21 protein-coding genes are annotated in these 22,772 nt (G+C 54.2%); 12 read left to right on the plus strand and 9 right to left on the minus strand.

All coding sequences use genetic code 11. The annotated features are described in order from the left end of the window. Positions 1-50: 50 nt before the first annotated feature. Together mdoH and ACT3XD_RS12915 are read right to left on the minus strand one after the other, a co-directional pair. Positions 51-2,069: a glucans biosynthesis glucosyltransferase MdoH gene (gene mdoH, locus ACT3XD_RS12910; protein ID WP_192538326.1), complete on the minus strand. Its 2,019-nt coding sequence runs from the start codon at positions 2,067-2,069 to the stop codon at positions 51-53. Continuing rightward, positions 2,062-3,609, minus strand: coding sequence for a glucan biosynthesis protein (locus ACT3XD_RS12915; protein WP_407648041.1), 1,548 nt, complete (start codon positions 3,607-3,609; stop codon positions 2,062-2,064). The genes mdoH and ACT3XD_RS12915 overlap by 8 nt, the downstream gene beginning before the upstream one ends. A gap of 206 nt (positions 3,610-3,815) precedes the next feature. Between ACT3XD_RS12915 and ACT3XD_RS12920 the strand changes: the two genes are divergently transcribed. Then, complete coding sequence (locus ACT3XD_RS12920; protein ID WP_192538324.1) at positions 3,816-5,420, plus strand: sulfatase-like hydrolase/transferase; 1,605 nt, start codon at positions 3,816-3,818, stop codon at positions 5,418-5,420. Here the strand turns inward: ACT3XD_RS12920 and ACT3XD_RS12925 are convergent. The 3 genes from ACT3XD_RS12925 to ACT3XD_RS12935 form a co-directional block, all read right to left on the minus strand. Further along, entirely contained in the window at positions 5,414-6,349 is a 936-nt protein-coding gene (locus ACT3XD_RS12925; protein WP_192538323.1) for a lysophospholipid acyltransferase family protein, read from the minus strand. The two genes, ACT3XD_RS12920 and ACT3XD_RS12925, sit on opposite strands and share 7 nt — an antisense overlap. A 3-nt stretch (positions 6,350-6,352) precedes the next feature. After that, on the minus strand, positions 6,353-6,751 hold the full coding sequence (locus tag ACT3XD_RS12930; protein WP_192538322.1) for a DUF4870 family protein: 399 nt from the start codon (positions 6,749-6,751) through the stop codon (positions 6,353-6,355). A gap of 108 nt (positions 6,752-6,859) precedes the next feature. Further along, positions 6,860-7,243, minus strand: coding sequence for a VOC family protein (locus ACT3XD_RS12935; RefSeq protein WP_192538321.1), 384 nt, complete (start codon positions 7,241-7,243; stop codon positions 6,860-6,862). A 44-nt stretch (positions 7,244-7,287) separates the two neighbouring features. Between ACT3XD_RS12935 and ACT3XD_RS12940 the strand changes: the two genes are divergently transcribed. The 5 genes from ACT3XD_RS12940 to ACT3XD_RS12960 all read left to right on the plus strand — a co-directional run bounded on the left by ACT3XD_RS12940 (position 7,288) and on the right by ACT3XD_RS12960 (position 14,011). Beyond that, positions 7,288-7,923 (plus strand): class I SAM-dependent methyltransferase, encoded by a 636-nt coding sequence (locus ACT3XD_RS12940; protein ID WP_192538320.1) that lies wholly within the window; start codon positions 7,288-7,290, stop codon positions 7,921-7,923. A 147-nt stretch (positions 7,924-8,070) separates the two neighbouring features. Next, on the plus strand, positions 8,071-9,444 hold the full coding sequence (locus ACT3XD_RS12945) for an MFS transporter (RefSeq protein ID WP_192538319.1): 1,374 nt from the start codon (positions 8,071-8,073) through the stop codon (positions 9,442-9,444). Between the two features lie 136 nt (positions 9,445-9,580). Beyond that, complete coding sequence (locus ACT3XD_RS12950) at positions 9,581-11,368, plus strand: acyl-CoA dehydrogenase (protein ID WP_192538318.1); 1,788 nt, start codon at positions 9,581-9,583, stop codon at positions 11,366-11,368. Positions 11,369-11,510: 142 nt separating this feature from the next. Further along, the gene (locus ACT3XD_RS12955) at positions 11,511-13,139 is read left to right on the plus strand and encodes an acyl-CoA synthetase (RefSeq protein ID WP_192538317.1); all 1,629 of its coding nucleotides are present in this window, start codon (positions 11,511-11,513) and stop codon (positions 13,137-13,139) included. Positions 13,140-13,237: 98 nt separating this feature from the next. Continuing rightward, positions 13,238-14,011 (plus strand): enoyl-CoA hydratase-related protein, encoded by a 774-nt coding sequence (locus ACT3XD_RS12960; protein ID WP_192538315.1) that lies wholly within the window; start codon positions 13,238-13,240, stop codon positions 14,009-14,011. A gap of 82 nt (positions 14,012-14,093) precedes the next feature. On the opposite strand, the gene ACT3XD_RS12965 is transcribed toward ACT3XD_RS12960, so the two are convergent. The 3 genes from ACT3XD_RS12965 to ACT3XD_RS12975 are packed head-to-tail and all read right to left on the minus strand — an operon-like array spanning position 14,094 to position 17,296. Then, positions 14,094-15,104: a zinc-binding dehydrogenase gene (locus ACT3XD_RS12965; RefSeq protein WP_192538314.1), complete on the minus strand. Its 1,011-nt coding sequence runs from the start codon at positions 15,102-15,104 to the stop codon at positions 14,094-14,096. Positions 15,105-15,136: 32 nt separating this feature from the next. Further along, the gene (locus ACT3XD_RS12970) at positions 15,137-15,907 is read right to left on the minus strand and encodes an SDR family oxidoreductase (protein ID WP_192538313.1); all 771 of its coding nucleotides are present in this window, start codon (positions 15,905-15,907) and stop codon (positions 15,137-15,139) included. A 9-nt stretch (positions 15,908-15,916) separates the two neighbouring features. Then, a complete protein-coding gene (locus tag ACT3XD_RS12975) occupies positions 15,917-17,296 on the minus strand; it encodes a GntP family permease (RefSeq protein ID WP_192538312.1) in 1,380 nt (459 codons plus the stop codon). Between the two features lie 241 nt (positions 17,297-17,537). Here ACT3XD_RS12975 and ACT3XD_RS12980 point away from each other — a divergent pair, with 241 nt between their 5' ends. The 6 genes from ACT3XD_RS12980 (at position 17,538) to ACT3XD_RS13005 (ending at position 21,730) form a co-directional block, all read left to right on the plus strand. Continuing rightward, entirely contained in the window at positions 17,538-18,233 is a 696-nt protein-coding gene (locus tag ACT3XD_RS12980; RefSeq protein WP_192538311.1) for a glutathione S-transferase family protein, read from the plus strand. 191 nt (positions 18,234-18,424) lie between these two features. After that, the gene (locus ACT3XD_RS12985; protein WP_192538309.1) at positions 18,425-18,964 is read left to right on the plus strand and encodes a YaeQ family protein; all 540 of its coding nucleotides are present in this window, start codon (positions 18,425-18,427) and stop codon (positions 18,962-18,964) included. 258 nt (positions 18,965-19,222) lie between these two features. Then, complete coding sequence (locus tag ACT3XD_RS12990) at positions 19,223-20,212, plus strand: lipid A deacylase LpxR family protein (RefSeq protein ID WP_192538308.1); 990 nt, start codon at positions 19,223-19,225, stop codon at positions 20,210-20,212. Positions 20,213-20,342: 130 nt separating this feature from the next. Beyond that, positions 20,343-20,666: a hypothetical protein gene (locus ACT3XD_RS12995; protein WP_192538307.1), complete on the plus strand. Its 324-nt coding sequence runs from the start codon at positions 20,343-20,345 to the stop codon at positions 20,664-20,666. Positions 20,667-20,792: 126 nt separating this feature from the next. After that, complete coding sequence (locus ACT3XD_RS13000) at positions 20,793-21,308, plus strand: DUF421 domain-containing protein (RefSeq protein ID WP_192538306.1); 516 nt, start codon at positions 20,793-20,795, stop codon at positions 21,306-21,308. 104 nt (positions 21,309-21,412) lie between these two features. Beyond that, complete coding sequence (locus tag ACT3XD_RS13005) at positions 21,413-21,730, plus strand: DUF6693 family protein (RefSeq protein ID WP_192538305.1); 318 nt, start codon at positions 21,413-21,415, stop codon at positions 21,728-21,730. Positions 21,731-21,821: 91 nt separating this feature from the next. On the opposite strand, the gene yghU is transcribed toward ACT3XD_RS13005, so the two are convergent. After that, positions 21,822-22,682 (minus strand): glutathione-dependent disulfide-bond oxidoreductase, encoded by an 861-nt coding sequence (yghU, locus tag ACT3XD_RS13010; protein WP_192538304.1) that lies wholly within the window; start codon positions 22,680-22,682, stop codon positions 21,822-21,824. Positions 22,683-22,772 lie beyond the last annotated feature (90 nt).

A 22,772-nucleotide genomic window follows, 5' to 3' on the forward strand; every position in this document is an offset into this window, starting at 1 on the left:
AAGCGGGTTGCCCCGCTTAGATGCTTACCAGCCCAGTCAGTGGCTAAGCATTAATTAGGCTCTTTTGCTTGAGGCTCGGGGGACGTCATTGTCTGCGCATTAAACTGATAGAGCGACTGACACGGCATATCGCCCGATAGCTCACAGGGCAGTGCGTTCAGGGTTAGCGTAGCGCCGTCTTCGGCTGGCGGTAGCGTTGAACTATCGCGCGACATCAGGGCATTAAACTCATTCAGCAGCGGTGGACTTAAACTAACGCTGGGCGTTTGTAAAAGTCGTAAGCGTTGGCTAAGGACTCCACCCCAGGTACTGCTACTTGAGTATTTTATAATCGGTACCGCTACAACCAAACCCAACCAGACAGGCGTTAGCCAACCAAAGGCGGAGGGCGAAAACAGTATGACGCCGCCTGACCAGGCAAGGCCGCACAGTGTCATCCATCCTGCGTGTTGCCATACCTCTCGCCAGCGTAGCGAACGCTCACCCCGCGGTTGTGTCTGCCACTCGATAGAGCCACCTATCAGGACGTTAATAACAAAAAGACTATGGAAGGCCATCATCAACGGGGCGGTTAGTGCGGCAAAAAGTATCTCCAGCACCGCGCTTGTAAGCAGCCGGAATCGGCCACCAAACGCGTGAGGGCACTGAATAAACGCCAGTAGCAGACCCAGCACTTTGGGGGCCAGCAACATACCCAAGGTAATCAACAGGAGCCCCACTGAAAGCGATTGGGGGAGCATCTGCTCGGATGTGTTATCGATGGCTTGATAGCCCACCAGTAGGCTTGTACAGGCCAGCAAGCCAAGCCAAACCAGCGACGATAGATAGGCAAATGCGCCGAACAAAAAGTGCAGACGACTAAGGGTGTGAAGCCCTGCACCTGTCAGTAGGCGTAAATGTTGCAGGTTGCCCTGTAGCCAACGACGGTCGCGCTTGGCAAAGTCGAGCATGTTGCTGGGCATTGCCTCAAAACTATTGTGGGAGGCGCTGGCGTAAGGGTTATGGCTTGAAACAGCGGTAGTCGCCGACGTATCCAGCAAAACCTGCCAGCCGCTTCTTTTGAGTAGCGCAGCTTCCACAAAGTCGTGGCTTAAGATTTCGCCTCCCAACGGCGGTTTGCCAGACAGCATGGGTAACCCTGCGCTTGCCATAAACGCCCGGGTGCGGACAATAGCATTATGTCCCCAGTAGTTAGCAGCGTCGCCCTGCCAAAAGCTTTGCCCTGCTGCCAGCATCGGGCTGTACAGTGCTGAGGCAAACTGGGTAAACAGGCCAAACAGCGTACGCTGGCCAACCGGGATCGGCACGGTTTGAATCAAGCCAACGCTTGGCTGGCGCTGCATGCGATGGACAAGCTTCAATAGCGTTGCACCGCTCATGAGACTATCGGCGTCGAGCACTACCATATAGTCATAGCGCCGCCCCCAGCGGCAGCAAAATTCGGCAATATTGCCCGCTTTACGGCCCAGGTTGTTCTCCCGGCGCCGGTAGTGAACCGATAGCTGGCCTGCCAGGCGTTGCTGTAATGCAACCACATGGGCGGCTTCCACTTTGGCCTTCTCGGCATCCTGGGTGTCGCTCAGAATAAACACTTCAAAGTGTTCGCTGAGCGGCGTTTCAATATGGTTATCCGGTGTTTTTGCCTGCTCGATCAACGAACGACAGGTAGCTTCAAGCCCCGCGATAGTAGGAATGGGGGGCTCTGCATAAATTGGCATCACCAGCGCTGTTCGGCTAACCAATAAACTGCCGTTAGGCGCAAGCGGTACTTGCCGCCGTAGGCTTAACGGATCGCGCCGCAGCAGGCATACCATAAAGCCAAAGACGGCTCCCCAGAAAGCTAGGGCGATCCAGGTGAAGGTGAGCGCAAATAGCACCAGCATGGTGACCTGCCAACCTATTTCCAGGTTGGAAATGACATGATACATGGCCACACAGCCAGCGATGCTGGAACTTATTACCAGCACGGCCAAAAGGATGCGGCGAAACCCGAGCCATGGAATCGAGGGTGCTAGTTCTGATGCAAGTTCTTGTGGCTGTTTTTGTGATCGTTCGTTTTTTTTATGCATCGGGATACCACACGTAGTTCCAGGTTTCGCTAATCGGCTGGCCGTTAAGCATTAAACGCAGGCGAATATCGCTAGGTTCATTATGAGACTCTATGCGAAAGCTGGCGCGCCAAGCATTGTCGGGTAGCGGCATCACATGCGCTGCGCTGGCTTCTCCTGTCTGCGTGCTAATTTCAAGCTCGACAGGTTGGTCGGCGGCAATATCGTTAAGCGGTCCGCCCTGAAAGTCGACAATAAATTGACGCTTTAGTGCATTATCTTCACCGGTTCCTGGAACGTTGGCAGTGCCATGGCGGGTGCGGATGACCTGGCCAAGCGTATGCTTTTCAGGAACATCATTGAGCGTGTAGGTATGGTAATGAAGCTTACGTGATTCTCCGGCCTTGAGCGGCTCGTCGGCAACCCAGTAAGCCACTATATTATCGAAGGTTTCATCTGGCGTAGGGATTTCCACCAGCTCAACATGCCCTGCACCCCATGGCTCGATCGGGGCTACCCATTGGCTGGGCCGGAGGTGGTACTGGGCCTCCATATCCAGGTAGCGGTCAAAGTTGCGCTGGCGTTGCATTAACCCAAAACCGTTGGGGGCGTCATCCAAAAAGCTTGAAATGTGTACATTTTTTGGGTTGCTCAGCGGGCGCCAAATCCACTCATCCGCGCCGGTATGGATCAACAGGCCGTCAGAGTCATGTACCTGAGGGCGAAAGTCATCAGGGCGCTCGTCACTGGCTTCCCCAAAAGCATACATGCTGGTCAGCGGAGCAATACCTAACTTGGCAACATCGCTACGCGCAAAGAGCCGAGCATCAATTTCTGCATCTGTTTGCTCACCCGGGTGTAACGTAATCCGGTAGGCGCCGCTTAAAGACGGGCTATCCAGCAGAGCGAGAAGGGTTATTTCATCGTCATTCGCACCGGGCTTATAAAGCCAGAATTCTCGAAATGCCGGAAACTCTTCCCCCTCGGGGGATGCCGTATCAATGGCGAGCCCACGCGTGGAGAGCCCGTAAGTTTGACCCTGACCCGTCAGGCGAAAATAGCTGGCACCTAAAAAGACCGCGAACTCATCGGCGTAGTCTTGGTTGTTAAGGGGGTAATGCAACCGAAATCCGGCATGGCCGCTACCGGTCAGATCCTGCTCCAGAAGAGCCTGGGCATCGTCATCGTATTGGAAATCATCGCTTGAAAAAGGCAGGGGGGTTACCGTGTCGTTCTCGATGATATTAAGGGTGATGGGCGTTTGAAATATGAAACCGCTATGAAATAGCTGTAGATTGAAGGGGCTTTCATCACGCCAATACGCCTTTTCAGGCGCAAAGCGTATTTGTCGGTAGGTGTCGTAATTAACGTCTTGTAATGCTGGGGGAAGCGACTCTTCTGGCGCTTGGTAAGTCTGTTCGGCAAGCTTTTGGGCTCGCTCAATGACTCGATTAAAGTGTTCATCTTGATTAGCGTTGACAGGCAGAGGCAGCGCTGTAAAGCAGCCGAGCAACAACATCCATTTTCCAGTATTTGTACTTTTCATGTTCGTACAGCGCATAAACGATTTCCTTTCGAATGCTGCCTTGAAGAAAGCTATATAGAGCTAACTAAAATGTTTTTTTAATACAAATATTATACGTTTAGTACTTTATGCACACAGTTTATTTAACGTAAGGTCATTTATTCGACGGTTTTTTTGATACAGCTAAGTAAGGTCCCCCGTCCTGTTGATTGCCCACCTCTTGAGAGGGTCTCGAACCTATTATGTTGCGATTATTGGTTGGTGCACTAGCACTCAATTTACTGCTTGTGGCTCCCTTATGGTGGCGCTTTGGCACCATTGGGCAGCCTCTTGTCGCCTGGGAAGCATGGGTCATCGTACCGCTTATGCTGATGCTCCCCGTCGGTTATGGGCGGCGCTTACTGGGGGTGGCTCTAATCAGCTGGGTTGCCTTGGTAACCGTTGCTAATCTAGGCAATGCAGCCACTTACGCGGCATTTGGGCGGCCCCTCAACCTGTATTTAGATCTCCCTCTGGTGCGCTCAATTTTTAACTTACTGGTAGGTAATGTAGGCCAAATATGGGCAGTTTGCGCAATGCTCGTCGGCGCCGTCTTGCTGATGGGAATATTGGGTGGGCTGCTTTACTTACTGCTTCCAGCACGTCCTTTGTGGGGGCATCGTATAAAAGGAGCGGTAGCCCTTTACATGTTAGTGGTTGCGCTTGGCCTGGGCATAGCCGATAGCACAGGGAAGCCGTTAGGGCACCATTCGTCGCTGCCCATGGCTGAGGCATCGCGCTTTCAGTGGCATCAGATAAGCGTGACTCATCAGGCACGGCTTGCGTTTTCCGAGCAACTTGACTCAGCACCTCTTGAAGCGCAGCCGCTCCAAGGGCTTGAAGGCCACAACGTGCTGCTTACATTCGTTGAATCTTATGGAGTATCGGCACTCAACGATACGCGCTATAGCGACTTGCTGCTTCCTACGCTTGCATCCATGGAGCAGAGGTTAGCCAAGCGCAGTCTGCATGTCGTCTCGGGATTGCTGCAAGCGCCTATTCAGGGCGGGCAGTCATGGCTTGCGCATGCCACGGTACTCAGCGGACGCTGGATCGATAATCAGCTGTGGTACCGACTAATGCTCAATAGTGAAACCTCAACCCTGATTGATGATTTTAAAGCAACCGGTCAGCGCACGCTGAGTATCATGCCCGCGATTACGCTTGCCTGGCCGGAGGGTAAAATGTATGGCTTTGACGATATTTTTGCAGCAAAAGATATCGACTATGCAGGCCCTGCCTTGAACTGGGTCACCATGCCGGATCAATTCACGCTCGACTATACGCAGCGGCAACTGCTGGGTGACACACCTGTGTTTGCCCAGATGGCGCTGATATCAAGCCATGCGCCCTGGACACCCATCTTGCCGGTTATTGAAGACTGGTCGACGATAGGTGATGGCGCTATTTTTGCGCCCTGGGAGCATGCAGGTGACCCGCCAGAGGTACTTTGGCAGGATGCTGAACGGGTTCGCGAGCACTATGGCCGCTCTGTCGACTACGCTGTAGATGTCACCGGGCGCTGGGCGGAAAGAGTAGTGGATGACAATACGCTGCTTATAGTACTTGGTGACCATCAGCCAGCGCCGCTCATCACCGGCGACAACGCCAGCAAGGCAGTGCCGGTACATATTATTAGCGGCGATGCCAGGCTGTTAGCGCCTTTTCGCGCGCATGGATTTATCGACGGTACCTTGCCGCCTTTGGACAACCCCCAAGGCGCCGCCAAAATGAGCCAGCTACGTCACTGGCTGCGTGAAGGGTTTGGTGAAGAGATTTCTCTGGAAACTGGCCAGTTGGCTCAGTAAAGCCGAAAATCATTGGCTTGCGGGTGCTGTTGCTGTTCTTCGACGACTTTCCGGTAGCGCTTGTATTCCCACTGGTACTGGGCTGGGTCAAGCGCGATCGATGCTTCGACACTCGCATTGACGCCAACGGCTGATTCCGCTTCTTCAGCGCTATACACACGCTCGTCGGCATCCAGAAAGTGGATCGCAAAGCCGCGGCCTGGAAGGCGCAGGGCAACGCCAGTGACCACACGCGCTTGGGTGCGGGCGACCAGCTTGGGTAAAAGCGTTGCGGTGTAAGCATTACGCCCATAAAAAGGCGCAAACACGCCGCTGCCCCAATCGGGCTCTTGGTCGGGCAGAATGCCGATGGCCTCGCTGCGCTTTAGCGCCTTGAGAAGCGCTGCCACACCGCGTGGGTTGGTGGGCACCAGTTGGGCACCCATGCGCTCGCGGCCGTGGCGAATTATCGGTTCAAGCTCAGCCATTTTGGGCGGCTCGTACATGGCGGTAAACGGGAAGTGGCTGGAAAGCCAGAAGTTGAGCACTTCCCAGTTACCAAAGTGCGGTGCCAGCACGATAACACCGCGGCCTTCAGCGCGGGCGCTATCCAGCTTCTCGCGGCCGTGCACTTCCAAAATTGATGCAGACACTTTCTCTGGCTTGGCCATCCAAGCATGGCCAAGCTCAAGCATTGTCGCCGTTGAATGCTTCAGACTCTGTTTGGCAAGCGCCTTGCGATGAGCGGCTGAGGTAGTCGGATAGACTACGTTAAGATTGAGCTCAGTGACTCGACGCTCGCGTTTACTGAACCGGTAAACTTGAGGGCCGAGCAATGAGGCCATACGCCAGAGGCGTGGCAAGGGCCATTTGGCGAGCGTTCTCCATAGCCATGAGATAGCGCTCGCCTGAGTGAATGGACGCCGCTTGGCGGAAGCCTTATGTTGCATCGCTTAAATCAGCCAGGTATCCACGTTGGCAGGGGCACGCTGTTCCTGCAACGCTTTAAAGCCGATAACGCAGCGAATGATGATCCATGCAGCGAGTGCAAAAAAGAGCAAGAAGCCGACTAGAGCCAGCGTAAGCACCAGCGCAATGCAACCATACACACAGCCGATCCAGAACGTGCGGATCTGGTAGCGGTAATGCTCATCTAGCCAAGCAGGCCCTTTACCACGATATACATAGGCAATAATAACGCCGACAAACATGCTGAAACCGACTAAAAAGCTTGCCAGATAAAGGCCATAATTGACCATGGCCATGGTGGTGTCGGGTTTTTTGACGGGAGAGTCTTGATGTGTCTCGTTGTGTATTACTTCGCCTTCCAGAGACGTATCATTATCGCGCATGATTACTCCTGTTGCATGCTTTGAAACTAAGCATCCTGTGGATACCGTTCGAGCGCGTTATAATAGCGCGCATAGCAATGCTTATCATCGAAGCAGAAAAGTTTTTTTCTATCGGGGCGCCGGACGACAAATTTCCAGCAAGTTGCCATCGGGGTCACGCAAGTAAACAGACTCAATGGCGCCATTGGCGCCCTGGCGGGCGACAGGGCCAAGCTCAACTTCGATATCCAACGCTTCCAAGTGCTGTTGAAATTCATCCAGTGGCAGCTGGCAACGCAGGCACAGATCTAAGCTGCCTGGAGTTGGGGTGGCAGAAATCGGCTCGATATCGGTATCGGTTTGATGAAGCCGTAAGGCCGTGTCGCCCAGCATTAAATCCACCCGTTGTGCATCGCGATAACGTACATCCAGCCCCAAAACGCGTGAATAGAAATCAACCGCGCGACCCATGTCAGTCACAGTCACTACAAGATGGTCCAGACCTGAGAGCATGCCACTTTCCTTAAATGCAAAACCGAAAACCAGAGGATACGACGATGCGATGCTGTCCGCTATGTGGCGAAACGAAAGTCAGCTTATATCACCAGGATCACCGTCGTGATTATTACCAGTGTGCCACGTGTTCGCTGGTGTTTGTGCCGTCAGATCAGCATTTAAGCGCAGCGGATGAAAAAGCGGAATACGATAAGCATCAAAATTCACCCGAGGATACGGGGTATCGAGCGTTTCTCGGCCGATTGTTTACCCCGCTCCGCGCCAAATTGCCTCAAGGGGCTAAGGGTTTGGATTTTGGTGCGGGGCCGGGGCCAACGCTTTCGGTAATGTTCGAGGAAGTTGGCCATCCAATGGCCATTTTCGATATTTTCTACGCGCCCGATACATCAGTGTTGCAGCATGTCTATGACTTTATTACCGCCACAGAAGTGTTGGAGCATCTGGCGCTGCCCGGCCAAGTATTGGCGCAATTGGTTGGCCAGCTTACCCCCGGCGGTTATTTGGGGCTGATGACCAAGCGCGTTACCACACAAGCAGCCTTTTCACGCTGGCACTATATTAATGATCCTACCCATGTGTGCTTTTTTAGTGAAGCGACCTTTGAATGGTGGGCTGCAAAGCATCAGTTTACAGTCGAATTTCCTGCAAAGGATACGGTTATTCTGAGAAAACACTGATTACGGCAGTTAAGGTGTGAAAAAGCGTTGACTTTGTGCTATCCAAAGCAATAATTGCGCGCCCGTTTCTTGCCTGTCGTGGTGTGGGAGGCGATAACGGTCCTCTAGCAGCGTCTTTAGCAACTTGTTTGGCAAGGTGAGGTTTTCATGTCGCGGCAACTACTGGCCATGGCGCTAGCGCCCCTGTTAGGCCTGTTTATTCTAGGTATCGGCAATGGTTTTTTAGCGACCTTAATCACCGTACGCTTGGATGCCGCCGGGGAGTCCGCAACGGTTATCGGGATTGTCTCTTCGGCCTATTTTATTGGTCTGGCGCTGGGTGCCATGGTTAATGACCGTTTGCTGCTGCGCATTGGCCATATCCGTGCTTACGGTAGTTTTGCATCGCTGGTCGCCGTCACGGTGCTTCTGCAAGGTTTGTTCTTCGATCCCTGGGCATGGTTTGCGCTACGGTTGGTGGGCGGCTGGGCCACGGTAGGTGTTTATCTGGTTATTGAGAGCTGGTTGCTGACAGCGGGGGACCAGAAAGTTCGCGGCCGTTTGCTGGCGCTGTATATGATTTCGCTGTATGCCGCCGGTGTGGTGGGCCAGCTATTGCTGGGCGTGACCAATGCGATGGGGGTGACCGCACCCTTTATGGTGATTGGCCTGCTGGCTTCGCTCTCTGTGTTACCCATGGCCATGATCCCCCGCGTATCACCGATTATGGAGCATGCGGAACCATTGCCTCCGCATCGCCTGATTACGCTCACACCTACAGGCGTGATGGGCAGCTTAGGCTCAGGCATGGTGGTTGCTGCCGCGTATACGCTGCTGCCGCTATACTTGCAGCGCATCGGTATGAGTGTAAGCCAGGTGGGGCAGATGATGGCCGTGGTAATCATGGGCGCGATGCTGCTTCAATACCCGATTGGCCGCTGGTCGGATCGGCATGACCGGCAGATGGTGCTGATTGGTATTAGCGGTTTCTGCGTGCTGATCTCGGCAGCGATGCTCTGGCTGCCGCTCTCTACGCTAGTGCTGGGGGCGCTTCTGTTCCTGCTCGGTGGCGGAGTATTTGCGCTGTATCCGGTTGCGGTGAGCCACGCCGCCGATCGTGCGCCGGCAGGCGCGTTGGTGCGGATGAGTCAGGGACTGCTGTTGATCAACTCGATTGGTGCCACCATCAGCCCGTTGTTGATCTCACCGGTGATGACCGCCATGGGTGATGCGGGTCTGTTCTGGGCTTTCGGCTCGCTAAGCCTGTTCCTGGTGGCGTTCTTCTCCTGGCGTCGGCATGTACGCCCAGCGCCGCTGCCTGTTGCGCCGTTTACACCTACTACTCCCATGACGGCTGCAGGGGCTGAGCTGGTGGTAACCGAAGAGTTGCTGCAAGGGGCGCTTGAGCACGAGTATCTGGAAGATTTATCCGATGCCGTCTGGGATGTGGATGCCGTCGAGCCGGTCGTGGGGCCACCTGCAGAAGATGAGAGCCATATCACCTTCTACGACGATGTTGAACAATCGGCAGTGCGTAAATAATCAGGCATAAGAACGGGATGGGAGGCGGCTGATACCTTGGGCTAATGGTATCTGGGCGAGTATTACTACTATCCTAGGCATACTTTCAAACAATTGTTTAAGAAAGCTCTGTTTAATTTTCAGCCCGAGGTTTGCCATGAATGTCTATGCCGCGCCGATACGCGATTTGCGCTTTGTGCTTGAAGAGCTCTTGGCGCACCGTTCACTTAGCTTACCGGGCTTTGAGGATGCCTCGCCTGACTTGGTCGAGGCGGTGCTTGAGGAAGCGGCAAAACTGGCGGGTGACGTTTGGGGGCCGCTTAATACCATTGGCGACCGCCAGGGCGCTAAACGCCAGAGCGATGGCAGCGTAACAACGCCAGAGGGCTTTGCAGCCGCCTACCAGGCCTATGTAGAAGGGGGCTGGAACGGCATCGGCGTATCCGAGGCGTTAGGTGGTCAAAATCTGCCTGAAGTGGTGGCCAGTGCCGTACAGGAAATGCTGCATGGCGCCAATATGGCGCTAGGCCTTTGTCCCATGTTGACCGCGGGGGCTATTGAAGCGCTGGCGCATCACGGCAGTGATGCATTAAAGGCGGCCTACCTCCCTAAACTTGTTGAAGGTACCTGGACCGGTACCATGAACTTGACCGAACCCCAAGCGGGGTCGGATCTTTCCAAAGTACGCACCAAAGCGGTTCCCGAAGGCGATCACTATCGGTTAAACGGCCAGAAGATCTACATCACCTGGGGTGAACACGACGCCGCTGAAAATATCATCCACTTTGTGCTGGCGCGCAAACCCGATGCCCCTGAAGGCAATAAAGGCATTTCGCTGTTTCTGGTGCCTAAATTCCTGGTCAATGATGACGGCACTCTGGGTGAGCGCAACGACGTGATCTGTACCGCTATTGAGCACAAGCTGGGTATCCACGGCTCGCCCACCTGCTCGCTAAGTTTTGGTGAACAGGGTGGCGCGATAGGGTACTTGGTGGGTAAAGAAGGGCGCGGCCTGAACCATATGTTCACGATGATGAATGAGGCGCGCCACAAAGTCGGCATTCAGGGGATTGGTGTGGCTGAGCGTGCCTGTCAGCACGCGTTTGCCTATGCCCGCGAGCGCCAGCAGGGGCGCCTGCCCGCCGCGCGTGGTGGCCAGGAATGTACCATCAGCGAGCATCTGGATGTACGGCGCATGCTGCTTGCCATGCGTGCCCGCACTGATGCTCTGCGTGCCTTGGCACTTTACTGCGCCGCTCAACTGGATATCGCCCGCCATGCGCACAATCCAGCAGAGCGTCAAACGGCCCAGGCGCGTGTCGACATACTCATCCCAGTAGTGAAAAGCTTTTCGACCGATCAGGCGGTAGAGATCGCCTCGTTAGGTGTGCAGGTGCATGGCGGAATGGGGTATATCGAAGAAACGGGCGCCGCGCAGCTGCTGCGTGATGTACGTATCGCACCGATTTATGAAGGCACCAATGGTATCCAGGCGCTGGATCTAGCCGGGCGCAAGTTACAGCGCGACAACGGCGAAGCGTTTGCCAGCCTGTTAAAAGATGCGGCTGAAACCGTTGAGAAGCTTAACGCTGAACCGGCGCTTGGCCACCTGGGGCAGGCGTTAGCCGCCGGGCTTGAAGATTTAAGCGCCGCCCAGCAACAGGTACTTGAACAGGGTAAAGATCCTGACCGTGGGCCAGATGCTGTGCAAGGCTATGCAACGCCGTTTTTAAACCTGGTAGGTCACGTGCTGTGCGCCTGGCAGATGGGACAGGCAGCACTTAGCGCGCAGGCTGCGCTTAACAACGGCAGCGATGACCCTTTCTATACCGCCAAAATGCGCAGCGCCGAGTTTGCGATTATGCAGTGGCTTCCGATTGGGCGCGCCCAGCGGGCCGTGATCGAAGCGGGCATCCAGTGCTTGAGCGATTTTGAAGTAGATTAATACGCAGCCGCAGCCGCCGCCCTTGGGCGGCGGCTGTGTTTCTGGCGATGAAAACAAGCTATAAACCGGTTTAATACAACAAACGCTATTCAGGCGAACACGCTAGCGCAACGGGCAGACTTCGCCAATCAAGGAGCGCTGTATGTCTTCTATTTTCGAGCAGGATCTTCCCCAAACCGTCGCCAATCATGTACCGCTCTCGCCGCTGACGTTTATAGAGCGTACGGCGTCCATTTACCCCGACTATCCCGCTATCGTACATGGCCAGATCCGTCGCAACTGGGCTGAAACCTGGGCACGCTGTCGTCAGCTTGCATCAGCGCTTGAGCAGCGCGGACTTCAGCCAGGTCAGACGGTGGCCGCCATGCTGCCCAATATTCCTGCGATGTTTGAAGCGCACTTTGGCGTGCCTCTGGCGGGCTGTGTGCTCAATACCCTAAACATTCGTCTCGACGCTGAGGCGATCAGCTATATGCTGGCCCACGGCGAGGCCAAAGCCATTCTTGTGGACCCTGAATTTTCCGAGGTGGTTCAGGCAGCGGTCGCCATGCTTGAGCAGAAACCATTGATCATTGATGTTGCTGATATGGAGTTTCTGGGCGATCCCCAAGGCATTGGCGCAGTTGAGTATGAAGCTCTGCTCGCCGAAGGCGACCCCGACTACGCCTATCGGCTGCCGGATAATGAGTGGCAGGCTATCTCGCTTAACTACACCTCAGGCACTACCGGTAAGCCTAAAGGCGTGGTTTATCACCACCGCGGCGCCTACCTGAACGCTGTCAGCAACGTGATGGAGTGGGCGATGCCGCATCATCCCATCTACCTGTGGACACTGCCGATGTTTCACTGCAACGGCTGGTGTTTTCCCTGGACGATTGCCGCCAATGCCGGGGTCAATGTTTGCCTGCGTAAAGTCGAGCCTAAAAAGGTGATGCAGCTGATTGCCGATGAGCGCGTCAGCCACTTTAGCGGCGCACCGATTATTCTTAACGGCTTGGTTAACCTGCCCGCTGAAGATAAGCGCGAATTCGACCACCCGGTAAAAGTGACGACTGCGGGAGCCGCACCGCCAGCCTCGGTGATTGCGGGTATCGAGACATTGGGAATCGAAGTAACCCACGTGTATGGGTTAACCGAAGTGTATGGGCCGGTAACGGTATGCGCCTGGCGCGAGGCCTGGAACGAGCTACCCCTGGCTGAGCGCGCCACGATCAAATCGCGGCAAGGCGTGCGCTACCATATGCTGGAAGCGCTGTGTGTTGCCGATCCTGTCAGTCTGGAGCCCGTGCCCAAAGATGGTGAAACCATCGGCGAAATCATGATGCGCGGCAACAACGTGATGAAAGGTTATCTAAAAAATCCAAAGGCCACGCAGCAGGCGTTAGAGGGCGGTTGGTACCACACAGGTGACCTGGCCGTCTGGCATGCAGACGGCTATATCGAGATTAAGGACCGTTCCAAGGACATTATTATTTCGGGCGGTGAAAACATCTCCACTATCGAGGTGGAAAACGCCATCTACGCCCACCCGGCGGTAGAGGAAGCCGCCGTTGTCGCCAAGCCGGATGAGAAGTGGGGAGAGACGCCCTGTGCTTTTGTAAAATTGAAAATTGGCTATGGCGAGGTTAGTGAAGCGGACATTATTGCGCATTGCCGCGAGCGGTTAGCCGGCTTCAAGGTGCCCAAAACGGTAGTGTTCAGCGAGTTGCCCAAAACCTCGACGGGCAAGATACAAAAGTTTGTTCTGCGCGAAGAGGCAAAACAGCATTAAAGAAACGACGATACAAGAAGTGATTGCCTCCCAACCAAGCGTTAGCTAGGGTTGGAAGGCAGGCCAGTTAGCGCCGCCATAACAATGAAGGAGCCAATATGAGTGAAGCAGTGATTGAGAAGGTCGACAACGACGGCGTGGTACGTCTCACCATTAACCGCCCGAAGGCACTGAACGCCCTGAATAGCGAAGTGCTTGCCGCGTTGGAGTCCCATCTGGTTGAGCTTGAAGCCCAGTCCGATCTGCGCGCGGTACTGATTACCGGCGCGGGCGAGAAGTCCTTTGTTGCTGGTGCGGATATCACCGAAATGCGCGATAAAACGCCCGAGGAGGCCCGCGCGTTTGCAAGCCAGGCGCTGCGTACCATCAAACGTTTGGAAACCTTGCCAGTGCCGGTGGTCGCGCTGGTGAACGGGTTTTGCCTTGGCGGCGGCTGCGAACTGGCATTGGCCTGCGACTGGGCGGTAGCGAGCGACAACGCCGTATTTGGTCAGCCGGAAGTATTGCTGGGCGTGATCCCCGGTTTTGGCGGCACACAGCGCTTGCCGCGCCGTGTTGGCCCGGCGATGGCCATTGATCTGGTCACCACCGGGCGCAAGATCGACGCGCAGGAAGCACTGCGTATCGGTCTGGTGAACCGCGTCATGCCCCAGGCTGAGCTGGAAAGCTATGTCGAAGAATTTACTAAGCAGCTTAAAGGCAATGGTCGGCTATCGGTACGCGGCGCCAAGCAGGCCGTACACGACGGCATGGATCAGGAACTCGACAGCGCTCTGGCGCTCGAAACCAGCCTGTTTGCGTTCTGCTTCGCCGGTGAAGAGCAGAAAGAGGGCATGGCGGCCTTCGTCGAGAAGCGCAAACCCAACTTTTAAGCGCAGGCGTTAATCAATAGAAGCGGGCTCTTGGCCCGCTTCTTCTATTTTGTGCCCAGAAACGTTTTTGTAACCAGAAACGTTACGGCCAGAGTTCAATCAGCACCTTGCCGGAGATTTCAGAATCCTTGGCGATGGCAAAGGCGTTCTGGGCATCAGCGGCGGGCAGCACATGGGTGATGACATCATCAAAGCGGGCGTCGGCGGCCAGCAGCGCAATCGCGTCATCGATTTCATCATGAAAGCGGAAGCAGCCGCGTAGCTGAACTTCCTTGGCAATCAGCGGTGCCAGAGCAAGCGGCTGCGGGGTAGCGGGCATCATGCCAATCTGGGCAATAACGCCTGCACGGCGAACCGCCAGGATCGCGTCGTTGATGGAGGCCGGTACGCCAGTACACTCCAGCACCACGTCGAATGCTTCTTGGGGAACCTCATCTTCGCCGATGCGGTAGGTGCGCTGCACGCCAAGCGCGCGCGCCCGAGAAAGCGGGCCTTCCAGCACATCGGTAATGCTCACCTCTAAAGCGCCCTTGGCTAGCGCCGCTGCGGCTGCCAGCAGCCCGATGGGGCCTGCGCCGCAAACCAGCACCCGCTGCTTCTCGACACCGCCAGCCACTTCAATGCCGTGCAGGCCAACCGCCAGCGGTTCGGCCAGGGCGGCGCGCTTGAGCGGAAGAGAGGAAGGCAGAACCCGTACCATACCGGGGTCCACATCCAGATACTCACTCATGCCGCCTTGGGTATGCGGCCAGGTAGAGGCAGAGCCTAGGTAGGCGCCTTCCGGCCACAAGTGCGGCTTGCCCTCAATGCCTGGCTGGCTTTTGCCAAAAGTGGCGGGGTGGAGGGTAACCGGCGTTCCTGGGGCCAGTTTGCCGCTCGGGTCTTCCTCGACTAAGCCTGCCATCTCGTGGCCGGGGATAAGCGGTTCGCGCACCACGAAGGCCCCGTTGGCGCCCTCATGGTAGTAGTGAAGGTCCGAGCCGCAAATCCCGCCAAAGGCCATACGCAGCCGAACTTTTCCCGCTGCCAGCTCGGGAAGGGAGAGACTCTCTTCGCGCAGATCCTGCTTACCGTGAATAACTAATGCTTGCATGGCGTTTCATCCCAAAGGGCGGTTCTCGGAGGTTAAACCACCGAGGTCATGCCGCCATCAACAAAAATATTTTGTCCGGACACGAAGCTCGAAGCGTCCGAACACAGATAGACCAGCGTGCCCACCAGCTCGTCGAAATGTCCCCAGCGTTGTGCAGGAGTGCGTTTTTCAACCCACTGATTGAAGCTTGGGTCTTGCCATAACGCGGTGTTCATTTCGGTTTTGAAGTAGCCGGGTGAAATGCAGTTGACCTGAATGTTGAAGCGCGCCAAATCGGCAGCCATACCCTGTGTGAGTAGCACAACGCCGCCTTTGGTTGCTGAATAAGGGGCAATGGTTTCGCGGGCAAGCTTGGACTGTACCGAGCCGATGTTGATGACTTTACCTGAGCCACGTTTGCTCATGGCGGGAGTCAAGGCTCGGGATACGTAAAACAGGCTCGACAGATTAGTGGCGATAAGTGCATCCCAATCTTGTGTCGCGTATTCGTTGAACGGCGCTCGGCGTTGAAGCCCGGCATTATTGACCAAGATATCCGGAACGCCGAATTGATCGATAAGGGCTTCCACGGCTTGCTGGGTCGCTTGGGCATCAGTGACATCGAAGCTGACGGCTTCAACGCTGGCGCCTGTCTCCTGAGCGATGTTGCAGGCTTCCTCCTTCACGCGGTCTAGATCCCGGCCGTGCAAAATGACGCGAGTGCCTTGTGAAGCAAGCCCCCTGGCAAGTGCATTGCCCAAGCCCCTTGAGGACCCGGTTATTAGTGCTAGACGGTTGCTAATATCGAAAAGTGCTTTGGTCATCGTGTTCACCTAAAACAGCATGAAAATAATAGTGGCGAATATAAAGCCGACAACGGATTCCAGCGCTTGCTGAACTGTCCAGGTCTTTAGCGTCGTCTTGACATCCATACCTAAAAGGCGGCCAACCAGCCAGAACCCAGAGTCGTTGACATGCCCCGCAAAGACAGAGCCCGCTGCCGTTGCCAGGGTAATCGCGACTACCTGCATGGAGGTAAAATCACCGCCAATCACGGCGGGCGCCATGAGTCCGGCAGCGGTTACCAACGCCACGGTAGCCGAACCCTGAGCCAGGCGCATAATCACGGCAATCACGTAAGCTGCCAGAATGATCGGAAGACCAATATCGCTGAGGGAGTTAGATAAGGCGTCGCCAATGCCTGACGCCCGAAGCACGCCACCGAACATGCCGCCGGCGCCGGTAATCAGTACTACCGAGCAAATCGGGCCTAAGGAAGAGTCCAGAACTTTTTCCAACGCGCTGCCCCCGATACCCTGGCGACGACCTAGTACTAGCATGGCCACTAGCGTTGAAATAAGCAGCGCCACCGGCGTGTTACCGACCGCTGAGAGCAGCTGAAACCATAGCGCGTCGCTATCGACAACACCCATTGAGCGTAGGAAGTCTAAGCCGGTATTCATGAAGATCAGCACAAGCGGCAGCAACAGCATGCTGATAACCACGCTGACCGAAGGCGGGTTGGTAACGCTGTCATCGCTGACTTCACCGAACAGCGAGCCAGCGAGAGGGAAGGGGTAGCGCTTAGCGACGATTTTCCCCCACATATAGCCTGATATCCACCAGAGTGGAAACGCAATCACCACACCGGCAAGCAGTAGCAAACCCAAGTTCGCATTATAAAGTTCTGATGCGGTAACGGGGCCTGGGTGAGGCGGTAGAAATACGTGCATAACCGAGAACGCTGCAGCGGCGGGCATGGCGTAAAGCAGGACAGGGCCACCCAGACGGCGTGACACGGCAAAGATGATGGGGAGCATAACGATCAAGCCCGCATCAAAAAAGATTGGAAAACCCATCAACAGCGATGTAATACCCAAGGCAAAAGGCGCGCGTTTCTCCCCGAATAGGTCGATCATTTTATCGGCAAGGGCTTTGGCGCCCCCCGATTGCTCCACCAGCTTGCCCAGCATGGCGCCTAGCCCAACCAATAGAGCAACCGCGCCTAGCGTTCCTCCAAAACTATTCACCATGGTCGGAACAATGGCGTTGACCGGAATCTGAGTGGCTAGCGCCGTCAGTAAACTCACTAGCATTAGCGCCAGAAAAGCATGCATCTTAAATCTGATGATCAATACTAAAAGGGCCAACACCGCTACGGCTGCAATGCCTAGCAGCGGTCCTGCGGACATCGTTTGAGTCCAACCATCCATGCGAGTGCTCCAATAAGTGAAAGTTTGTTACCGGTAATGTTATCGGTAACATCGTATAGATTGGCAGCTCCTTGGATACACGACCTTGGTTTAAGATGGCTACAAAAAAATGCCAAAATCGTAAAAAGCGGTCTACAGAACTTTAACTGGAGAGGGATATACTGTTTATTTCTAATTTCATTGAGTATTTGTTTTTACCAGTGGCGCATTTCTCGCTTGGTCTCTTTAAAATGAGGTATTCATGTTTGATCTCTATATCGCCAATAAAAACTACTCCTCATGGTCGCTGCGCCCCTGGGTGCTGATGAAGGCGCTCAATATCCCCTTTAAAGAGTACGTTATGCCATTTGAAGGAGGGACCGGCGTAAGCTACGCCACGTTTAAGCGCTTTTCGCCCTCAGCGCTAGTGCCCTGCTTGGTCGATAAAGAGCTCGCCGTGTGGGATTCGCTTGCCATTATTGAGTATGTGGCCGAGCAACACTCTAAGGTGTGGCCACAGGATGTCGCAGCACGCGCCTGGGCGCGCTCGGCCAGCGCCGAAATGCATAGCGGCTTTGCGACCTTGCGAAATGAATGCCCCATGAACTGCGGGGCACGCGTTGCGCTTGATGATTTATCGAGTGCTCTCAAGGCCGATATGGCGCGGCTGGATGAACAGTGGCAGCAGGGGCTTTCACGCTTTGGCGGGCCTTTTCTAGCCGGTAAAGACTTTACCGCGGTGGATGCCTTCTATGCGCCAGTCGTATTTCGCGTGCAAACATTTGGTTTGCCGCTGAGCGAAGCATCCCAAGTATACGTAAAACACATGCTGGCACAGCCAGCCATGCAGGCGTGGTACCAGGACGCACTTGAAGAGCGCTGGCGCGAGCCCAGCCATGAAGCAGATACGCTAAAGCAGGGTACGCTAACCGCCGATTATCGTAAGGCCTGCCCATAACCGGCGATGCATCAGGTAAACTAGGCTTTGTACGAAAACTGCTTGCGCTCGACCATACGGCGTTAAAAACCAGATCAAAATACTCATTTACACAAGTAAACTCCGTTTTTTCACTGATTTTTTCCTTGTCTGGTCTTCGCTCAGCTACTTTTCGCGCAAACCCTAGCGAATATTTACCGATGGAAAACCCCATGGCCCTTAGCGCAACGCCTTATAAAGTCGATATCAACCTCACCGATTTGGATCGTGGGGTATATGAAACGTTACGGTTTACCGTGGCGCGTCACCCTTCTGAAACAGAAGAGCGGATGAGCGCACGGCTAATTGCCTATGTACTTTGGTACAGCGAAGCGATCGCATTTGGGCGCGGCCTTTCCGATGTGGATGAGCCCGCCCTTTGGGAAAAAAGCCTGGATGGCCGAGTGCTCCACTGGATCGAAGTAGGTTTGCCGGATGCCGAGCGCTTGACGTGGTGCTCGCGCCGTGCTGAGCGGGTGTCGCTGCTCGCCTACGGGCGTATTGATGTGTGGGAGAACAAGGTATTACCTAGTGTGAGCAACCTTAAAAATGTTCACGTGGCTGCCTTGCCTCAAGAAGCGCTAGCGACCATTGCTCAAAACCTGCCCCGGGCGATCAATTGGGCCATCATGATTAGTGAAGGATCGTTGTTTATCACTGATGAAATAGGCCAGCATGAAATTACTCCCCAATGGCTTTTAGGCGACCGTTAAGCTTCATTCTCGGGCAAGTTCTACTACGCTTTTTATTAGCCTAGCTACTTACCAGTTCTACTAGGCTGTTAAGTAGTGCTACTACGCTATAAAAGCCAGGATTAAGAATTTTTAAGAAAAACGCGTTAAATGACGTTTGTTGAAGATAATTAACCTTGTTTGCTTGCTATCTTTTTGCACATTTACATACAATCAGCAATGTTTGTTGGCGCATTACTCTGCGTTAACACGGTTTGCCCCTCACTCAAGGAACGAGCAATGCACAAATTCTGTCTGCCTACCTGGCGCCTGCTTCCTCTTGTAGCAGCGATGAGCCTCTTGCCTGCTTTCGCTCATGCAGATAACAACGTCATTACTGTCAAGCATGAAAACGATGGTCTGGCGAGTAGTGATGATGGCCATTTTACCAGCGGTTTCGAAGCTAACTGGGCATTTAAGCCCAGCCCTGAGAGCTGGACCCAGCGTTTAGCCACCTCGCTACCTAATAGCTTGATAGGGCAGGCAGACACCGTGGCTTTTCGGCTGGTGCATCAAATCTATACGCCAGATGATATTAGGCGTTCCGAGCTGATTGAAGATGATCGCCCATATGCTGGCTTGGTGTATGGCGGCCTATCGCTTTATGAAGATATACCCATGGGGAGCTGGCAGCAGGCGACGGATCTGCATGTAGATATCGGTTTGGTTGGTCCCTCATCGCTTGCCGATAGCGTGCAGCGTGAAGTGCATCGTATTACTAATAGCGATCGACCCAACGGTTGGGACAACCAGCTAGGCGATGAGCCGCTGCTTAACGTAACCATGCGCCGCCAGTGGTGGCACAACGTTCCGCTGGCGGGTAAACGCTTTGCTCATGGTCCTAGCCTTAGCGTGGCGCTGGGTAACCTTAATACCTACGCAAGCGCGGGCTACAGCGTACGTTGGGGCGACGATGCCAGCGGTATCCCGACGCTGACGCCCAACCCAGGTAATCGTGGTCGAATGACAAGCACCACCGGCTGGCAGTGGTACTTATTTGCTAATGTTGAAGGCTACTATGTGGCACATAATCTAACCTTGGACGGCAATGTGTTCTCCAGCAGCCACTCGGTTGACAGTAAAGAGTGGGTAGGTGAAGCCTCGGCAGGGCTGGCGCTTGCCTGGGATCAGTGGCAGGTTACCTATGCGGCAGTAGAGCGCACGCGTGAGTTTGATGGCCAGGAAAGGCATGATAAATACGGTGCCGTCACGCTATCACGCAGCTTCTAACTGGCGTAAAACACCTCCGCTGGCAAAAAACGCTAAGTAGCTGAACCCAAGTGCAATGGGGGCGGAGTAAAATGCTTCCATGCGACTTGCTGGTTAAGGGCATTTTTTATGGCAACGGACAATAAACCCCATGGGTAATTCTTACCCTCATACCCCGGACGGGCGCTATTTTGTCGCCAAGAACCGCCTGTGGCGCTGTACTAATCCGCATTTGGATGAGCCTGAAAGACAGGCTCACGTCAATGAGCTTATGAAGGCTCGCCGTGCGGTAAAAACCGCCAAGCAGCAAGAAGATGACAAAGCGTTACGCCAGGCGCGCAATAACGTACAAGCGGCCAAAGAAGCGTTAGGCGAACGTGGGCCTGTCTGGTGGGACGATAACGCGCCCGACGAAACCGGGGTTGCTCCGCATAACAGCTCATATGCCGATTGGTGGCAAAGCCAGTCCGACTGAGTTCTTTAGGTCTTAGGTTTTCAACCTGGCGGATGCCGCTAATTGACGCTAGCTTATTAGGGGCACAAGACACTCAATGTTCGGCACATTCTTGATGTGCCCGCTAACAAGGATGTTATTAAGCCTATGTTTTTTAATGGTTGGGAAAACCTCTTTCGTACCTTGATTGTCGGTTTACTGGCTTACGCCGTATTAGTGATCTTTCTACGCCTTTCAGGCAATCGCACGCTTTCGAAAATGAATGCGTTTGATCTGATCGTGACCGTTGCATTGGGTTCAACGCTTGCGACCATTCTGCTTTCCAAGCAGGTGGCGCTGGCAGAAGGAGCGTTAGCGCTGGGGCTACTGATTTTTCTACAGTATGCGATTACATGGCTCAGTGTGCGCAAGCGATGGGTCAAAAAGCTGGTGACCGGTGAGCCTTTAATGCTGCTTTATCGCGGTGAGTTTCTTACCCAGGCACTACATAAAGCGCGAGTTACCCAAGACGAGGTGCGAGCAGCCATTCGCAGCAATGGGCTAAGTAGCGTTGCAGATGCACACGCGGTTATATTGGAAACCGACGGCTCATTAAGTGTGGTAAAGGAAAGCGACGAACACGATCACTCGAGCCTTAAAGATGTGCGCCACTCCTCACCGTAATCCATAAATTCTTAAGCGTTTACTTATAAACATTCCCGAGGCCTGCCAGCGGTGGTAATCTGCGCCGCTTAACGATTCCTAAGAACATCCGCTAAGGGCCTAACGTGACTATTAAAGCAAACTTGTCGATTTTCGACATCATTGGGCATCTGCTGCTGTGGCTGGTGCTGAGTATTCTTACCCTTGGGATCGCGCTGTTTTTCTTTCCCTACTCGTTTGCCCGTTTTGTGATTAATCGCACATCCGTTATTGATCAAAGCACGGGTACCGAGCGAAAAATGGTGTGTGATATCAATATTTTCAGCAATATTGGCCACATCATCTTGTGGATACTGATTTCGCTGGTGACCTTTGGGATTGGCTATATTTTTTATGTTTACCGGGTATGGAACTACGCGTTAAATAATTCCCGGGTGCAGTAGTATCTCCCCAATAAAAAACGGCCTCCAGGGCCGTTTTTTTATTGCTGCGTGATCTGATTTAGTTTTGGGCTGTGAAGCGGTACCTTATCGTTTAGAGCTTATCTTGGGTTTTAAGCTCAAAGTCGCTGGCATCGTGGCGTTCATGTAGCTGTTCGCTGGGCTCTCCAAACGTGCGGTTCACCATGCGGCCACGCTGAACGGCAGGGCGTGCATCAAGCTCATCCGCCCAGCGGATGACATTCTGGTAGGTATGGGCTTCAAGAAATTCAGCCGCTTCGTATACGCGGTTTTTTACCAAGGCGCCATACCAGGGGTGAATCGCCATATCGGCGATAGTGTACTCATCTCCCGCCATATAACGGTTATCGGCTAAGTGGCGGTCCAGCACGTCTAGCTGGCGTTTTACTTCCATGGTGTAACGATCAATGGGGTACTGGTATTTTTCCGGGGCGTAAGCGTAAAAATGGCCGAATCCGCCGCCTAGGATGGGGGCGCTACCCATTTGCCAGAATAACCAGGAAAGGCACTCGGTACGTTTGGCCGGGTCGCTGGGCAAGAACGCTGAAAATTTCTCAGCCAGGTAAAGCAGAATGGCGCCTGACTCGAAAACACGCTGGGGCGGGTTGGTGCTATGGTCCATCAGCGCAGGAATTTTTGAGTTGGGATTCACCTCGACAAACCCACTACCGAACTGGTCGCCGTCACCGATCTTGATCAAGTGCGCATCATACTCGGCGGCTTCAATGCCTTTCTCTAAAAGCTCCTCAAGCATGACGGTCACTTTAACGCCATTAGGGGTGGCCAGTGAGTAGAGCTGAAGCGGATGTTTGCCTACGGGCAAGGGCTTATCGTGAGTCGGACCTGCAATGGGGCGGTTAATGTTGGCAAACTTGCCGCCATTGCCGGGTTCCCATTTCCAAACGCGCGGTGGGGTGTAAGAAGTATCGCTCATCATAGCCTCGCTGTATTGTTTCGTGGGCAGTGCCAACATGGCAAAAAAACGGTTACTTAAGCTGCTTTAGGTTCTTTCGATATTCTAGAT

Origin of the sequence: Halomonas sp. AOP7-B1-5, assembly GCF_052353045.1 — a bacterium.
In the GTDB taxonomy this organism is placed as follows: domain Bacteria; phylum Pseudomonadota; class Gammaproteobacteria; order Pseudomonadales; family Halomonadaceae; genus Vreelandella; species Vreelandella colorata.

Coding starts and splice junctions, on each gene's coding strand:
- mdoH (WP_192538326.1), bottom strand. CDS start 2,069: ATGCATAAAAAAAACGAACGATCACAAAAACAGCCACAAGAACTTGCA.
- ACT3XD_RS12915 (WP_407648041.1), bottom strand. CDS start 3,609: ATGCGCTGTACGAACATGAAAAGTACAAATACTGGAAAATGGATGTTG.
- ACT3XD_RS12920 (WP_192538324.1), top strand. CDS start 3,816: ATGTTGCGATTATTGGTTGGTGCACTAGCACTCAATTTACTGCTTGTG.
- ACT3XD_RS12925 (WP_192538323.1), bottom strand. CDS start 6,349: ATGCAACATAAGGCTTCCGCCAAGCGGCGTCCATTCACTCAGGCGAGC.
- ACT3XD_RS12930 (WP_192538322.1), bottom strand. CDS start 6,751: ATGCGCGATAATGATACGTCTCTGGAAGGCGAAGTAATACACAACGAG.
- ACT3XD_RS12935 (WP_192538321.1), bottom strand. CDS start 7,243: ATGCTCTCAGGTCTGGACCATCTTGTAGTGACTGTGACTGACATGGGT.
- ACT3XD_RS12940 (WP_192538320.1), top strand. CDS start 7,288: ATGCGATGCTGTCCGCTATGTGGCGAAACGAAAGTCAGCTTATATCAC.
- ACT3XD_RS12945 (WP_192538319.1), top strand. CDS start 8,071: ATGTCGCGGCAACTACTGGCCATGGCGCTAGCGCCCCTGTTAGGCCTG.
- ACT3XD_RS12950 (WP_192538318.1), top strand. CDS start 9,581: ATGAATGTCTATGCCGCGCCGATACGCGATTTGCGCTTTGTGCTTGAA.
- ACT3XD_RS12955 (WP_192538317.1), top strand. CDS start 11,511: ATGTCTTCTATTTTCGAGCAGGATCTTCCCCAAACCGTCGCCAATCAT.
- ACT3XD_RS12960 (WP_192538315.1), top strand. CDS start 13,238: ATGAGTGAAGCAGTGATTGAGAAGGTCGACAACGACGGCGTGGTACGT.
- ACT3XD_RS12965 (WP_192538314.1), bottom strand. CDS start 15,104: ATGCAAGCATTAGTTATTCACGGTAAGCAGGATCTGCGCGAAGAGAGT.
- ACT3XD_RS12970 (WP_192538313.1), bottom strand. CDS start 15,907: ATGACCAAAGCACTTTTCGATATTAGCAACCGTCTAGCACTAATAACC.
- ACT3XD_RS12975 (WP_192538312.1), bottom strand. CDS start 17,296: ATGGATGGTTGGACTCAAACGATGTCCGCAGGACCGCTGCTAGGCATT.
- ACT3XD_RS12980 (WP_192538311.1), top strand. CDS start 17,538: ATGTTTGATCTCTATATCGCCAATAAAAACTACTCCTCATGGTCGCTG.
- ACT3XD_RS12985 (WP_192538309.1), top strand. CDS start 18,425: ATGGCCCTTAGCGCAACGCCTTATAAAGTCGATATCAACCTCACCGAT.
- ACT3XD_RS12990 (WP_192538308.1), top strand. CDS start 19,223: ATGCACAAATTCTGTCTGCCTACCTGGCGCCTGCTTCCTCTTGTAGCA.
- ACT3XD_RS12995 (WP_192538307.1), top strand. CDS start 20,343: ATGGGTAATTCTTACCCTCATACCCCGGACGGGCGCTATTTTGTCGCC.
- ACT3XD_RS13000 (WP_192538306.1), top strand. CDS start 20,793: ATGTTTTTTAATGGTTGGGAAAACCTCTTTCGTACCTTGATTGTCGGT.
- yghU (WP_192538304.1), bottom strand. CDS start 22,682: ATGAGCGATACTTCTTACACCCCACCGCGCGTTTGGAAATGGGAACCC.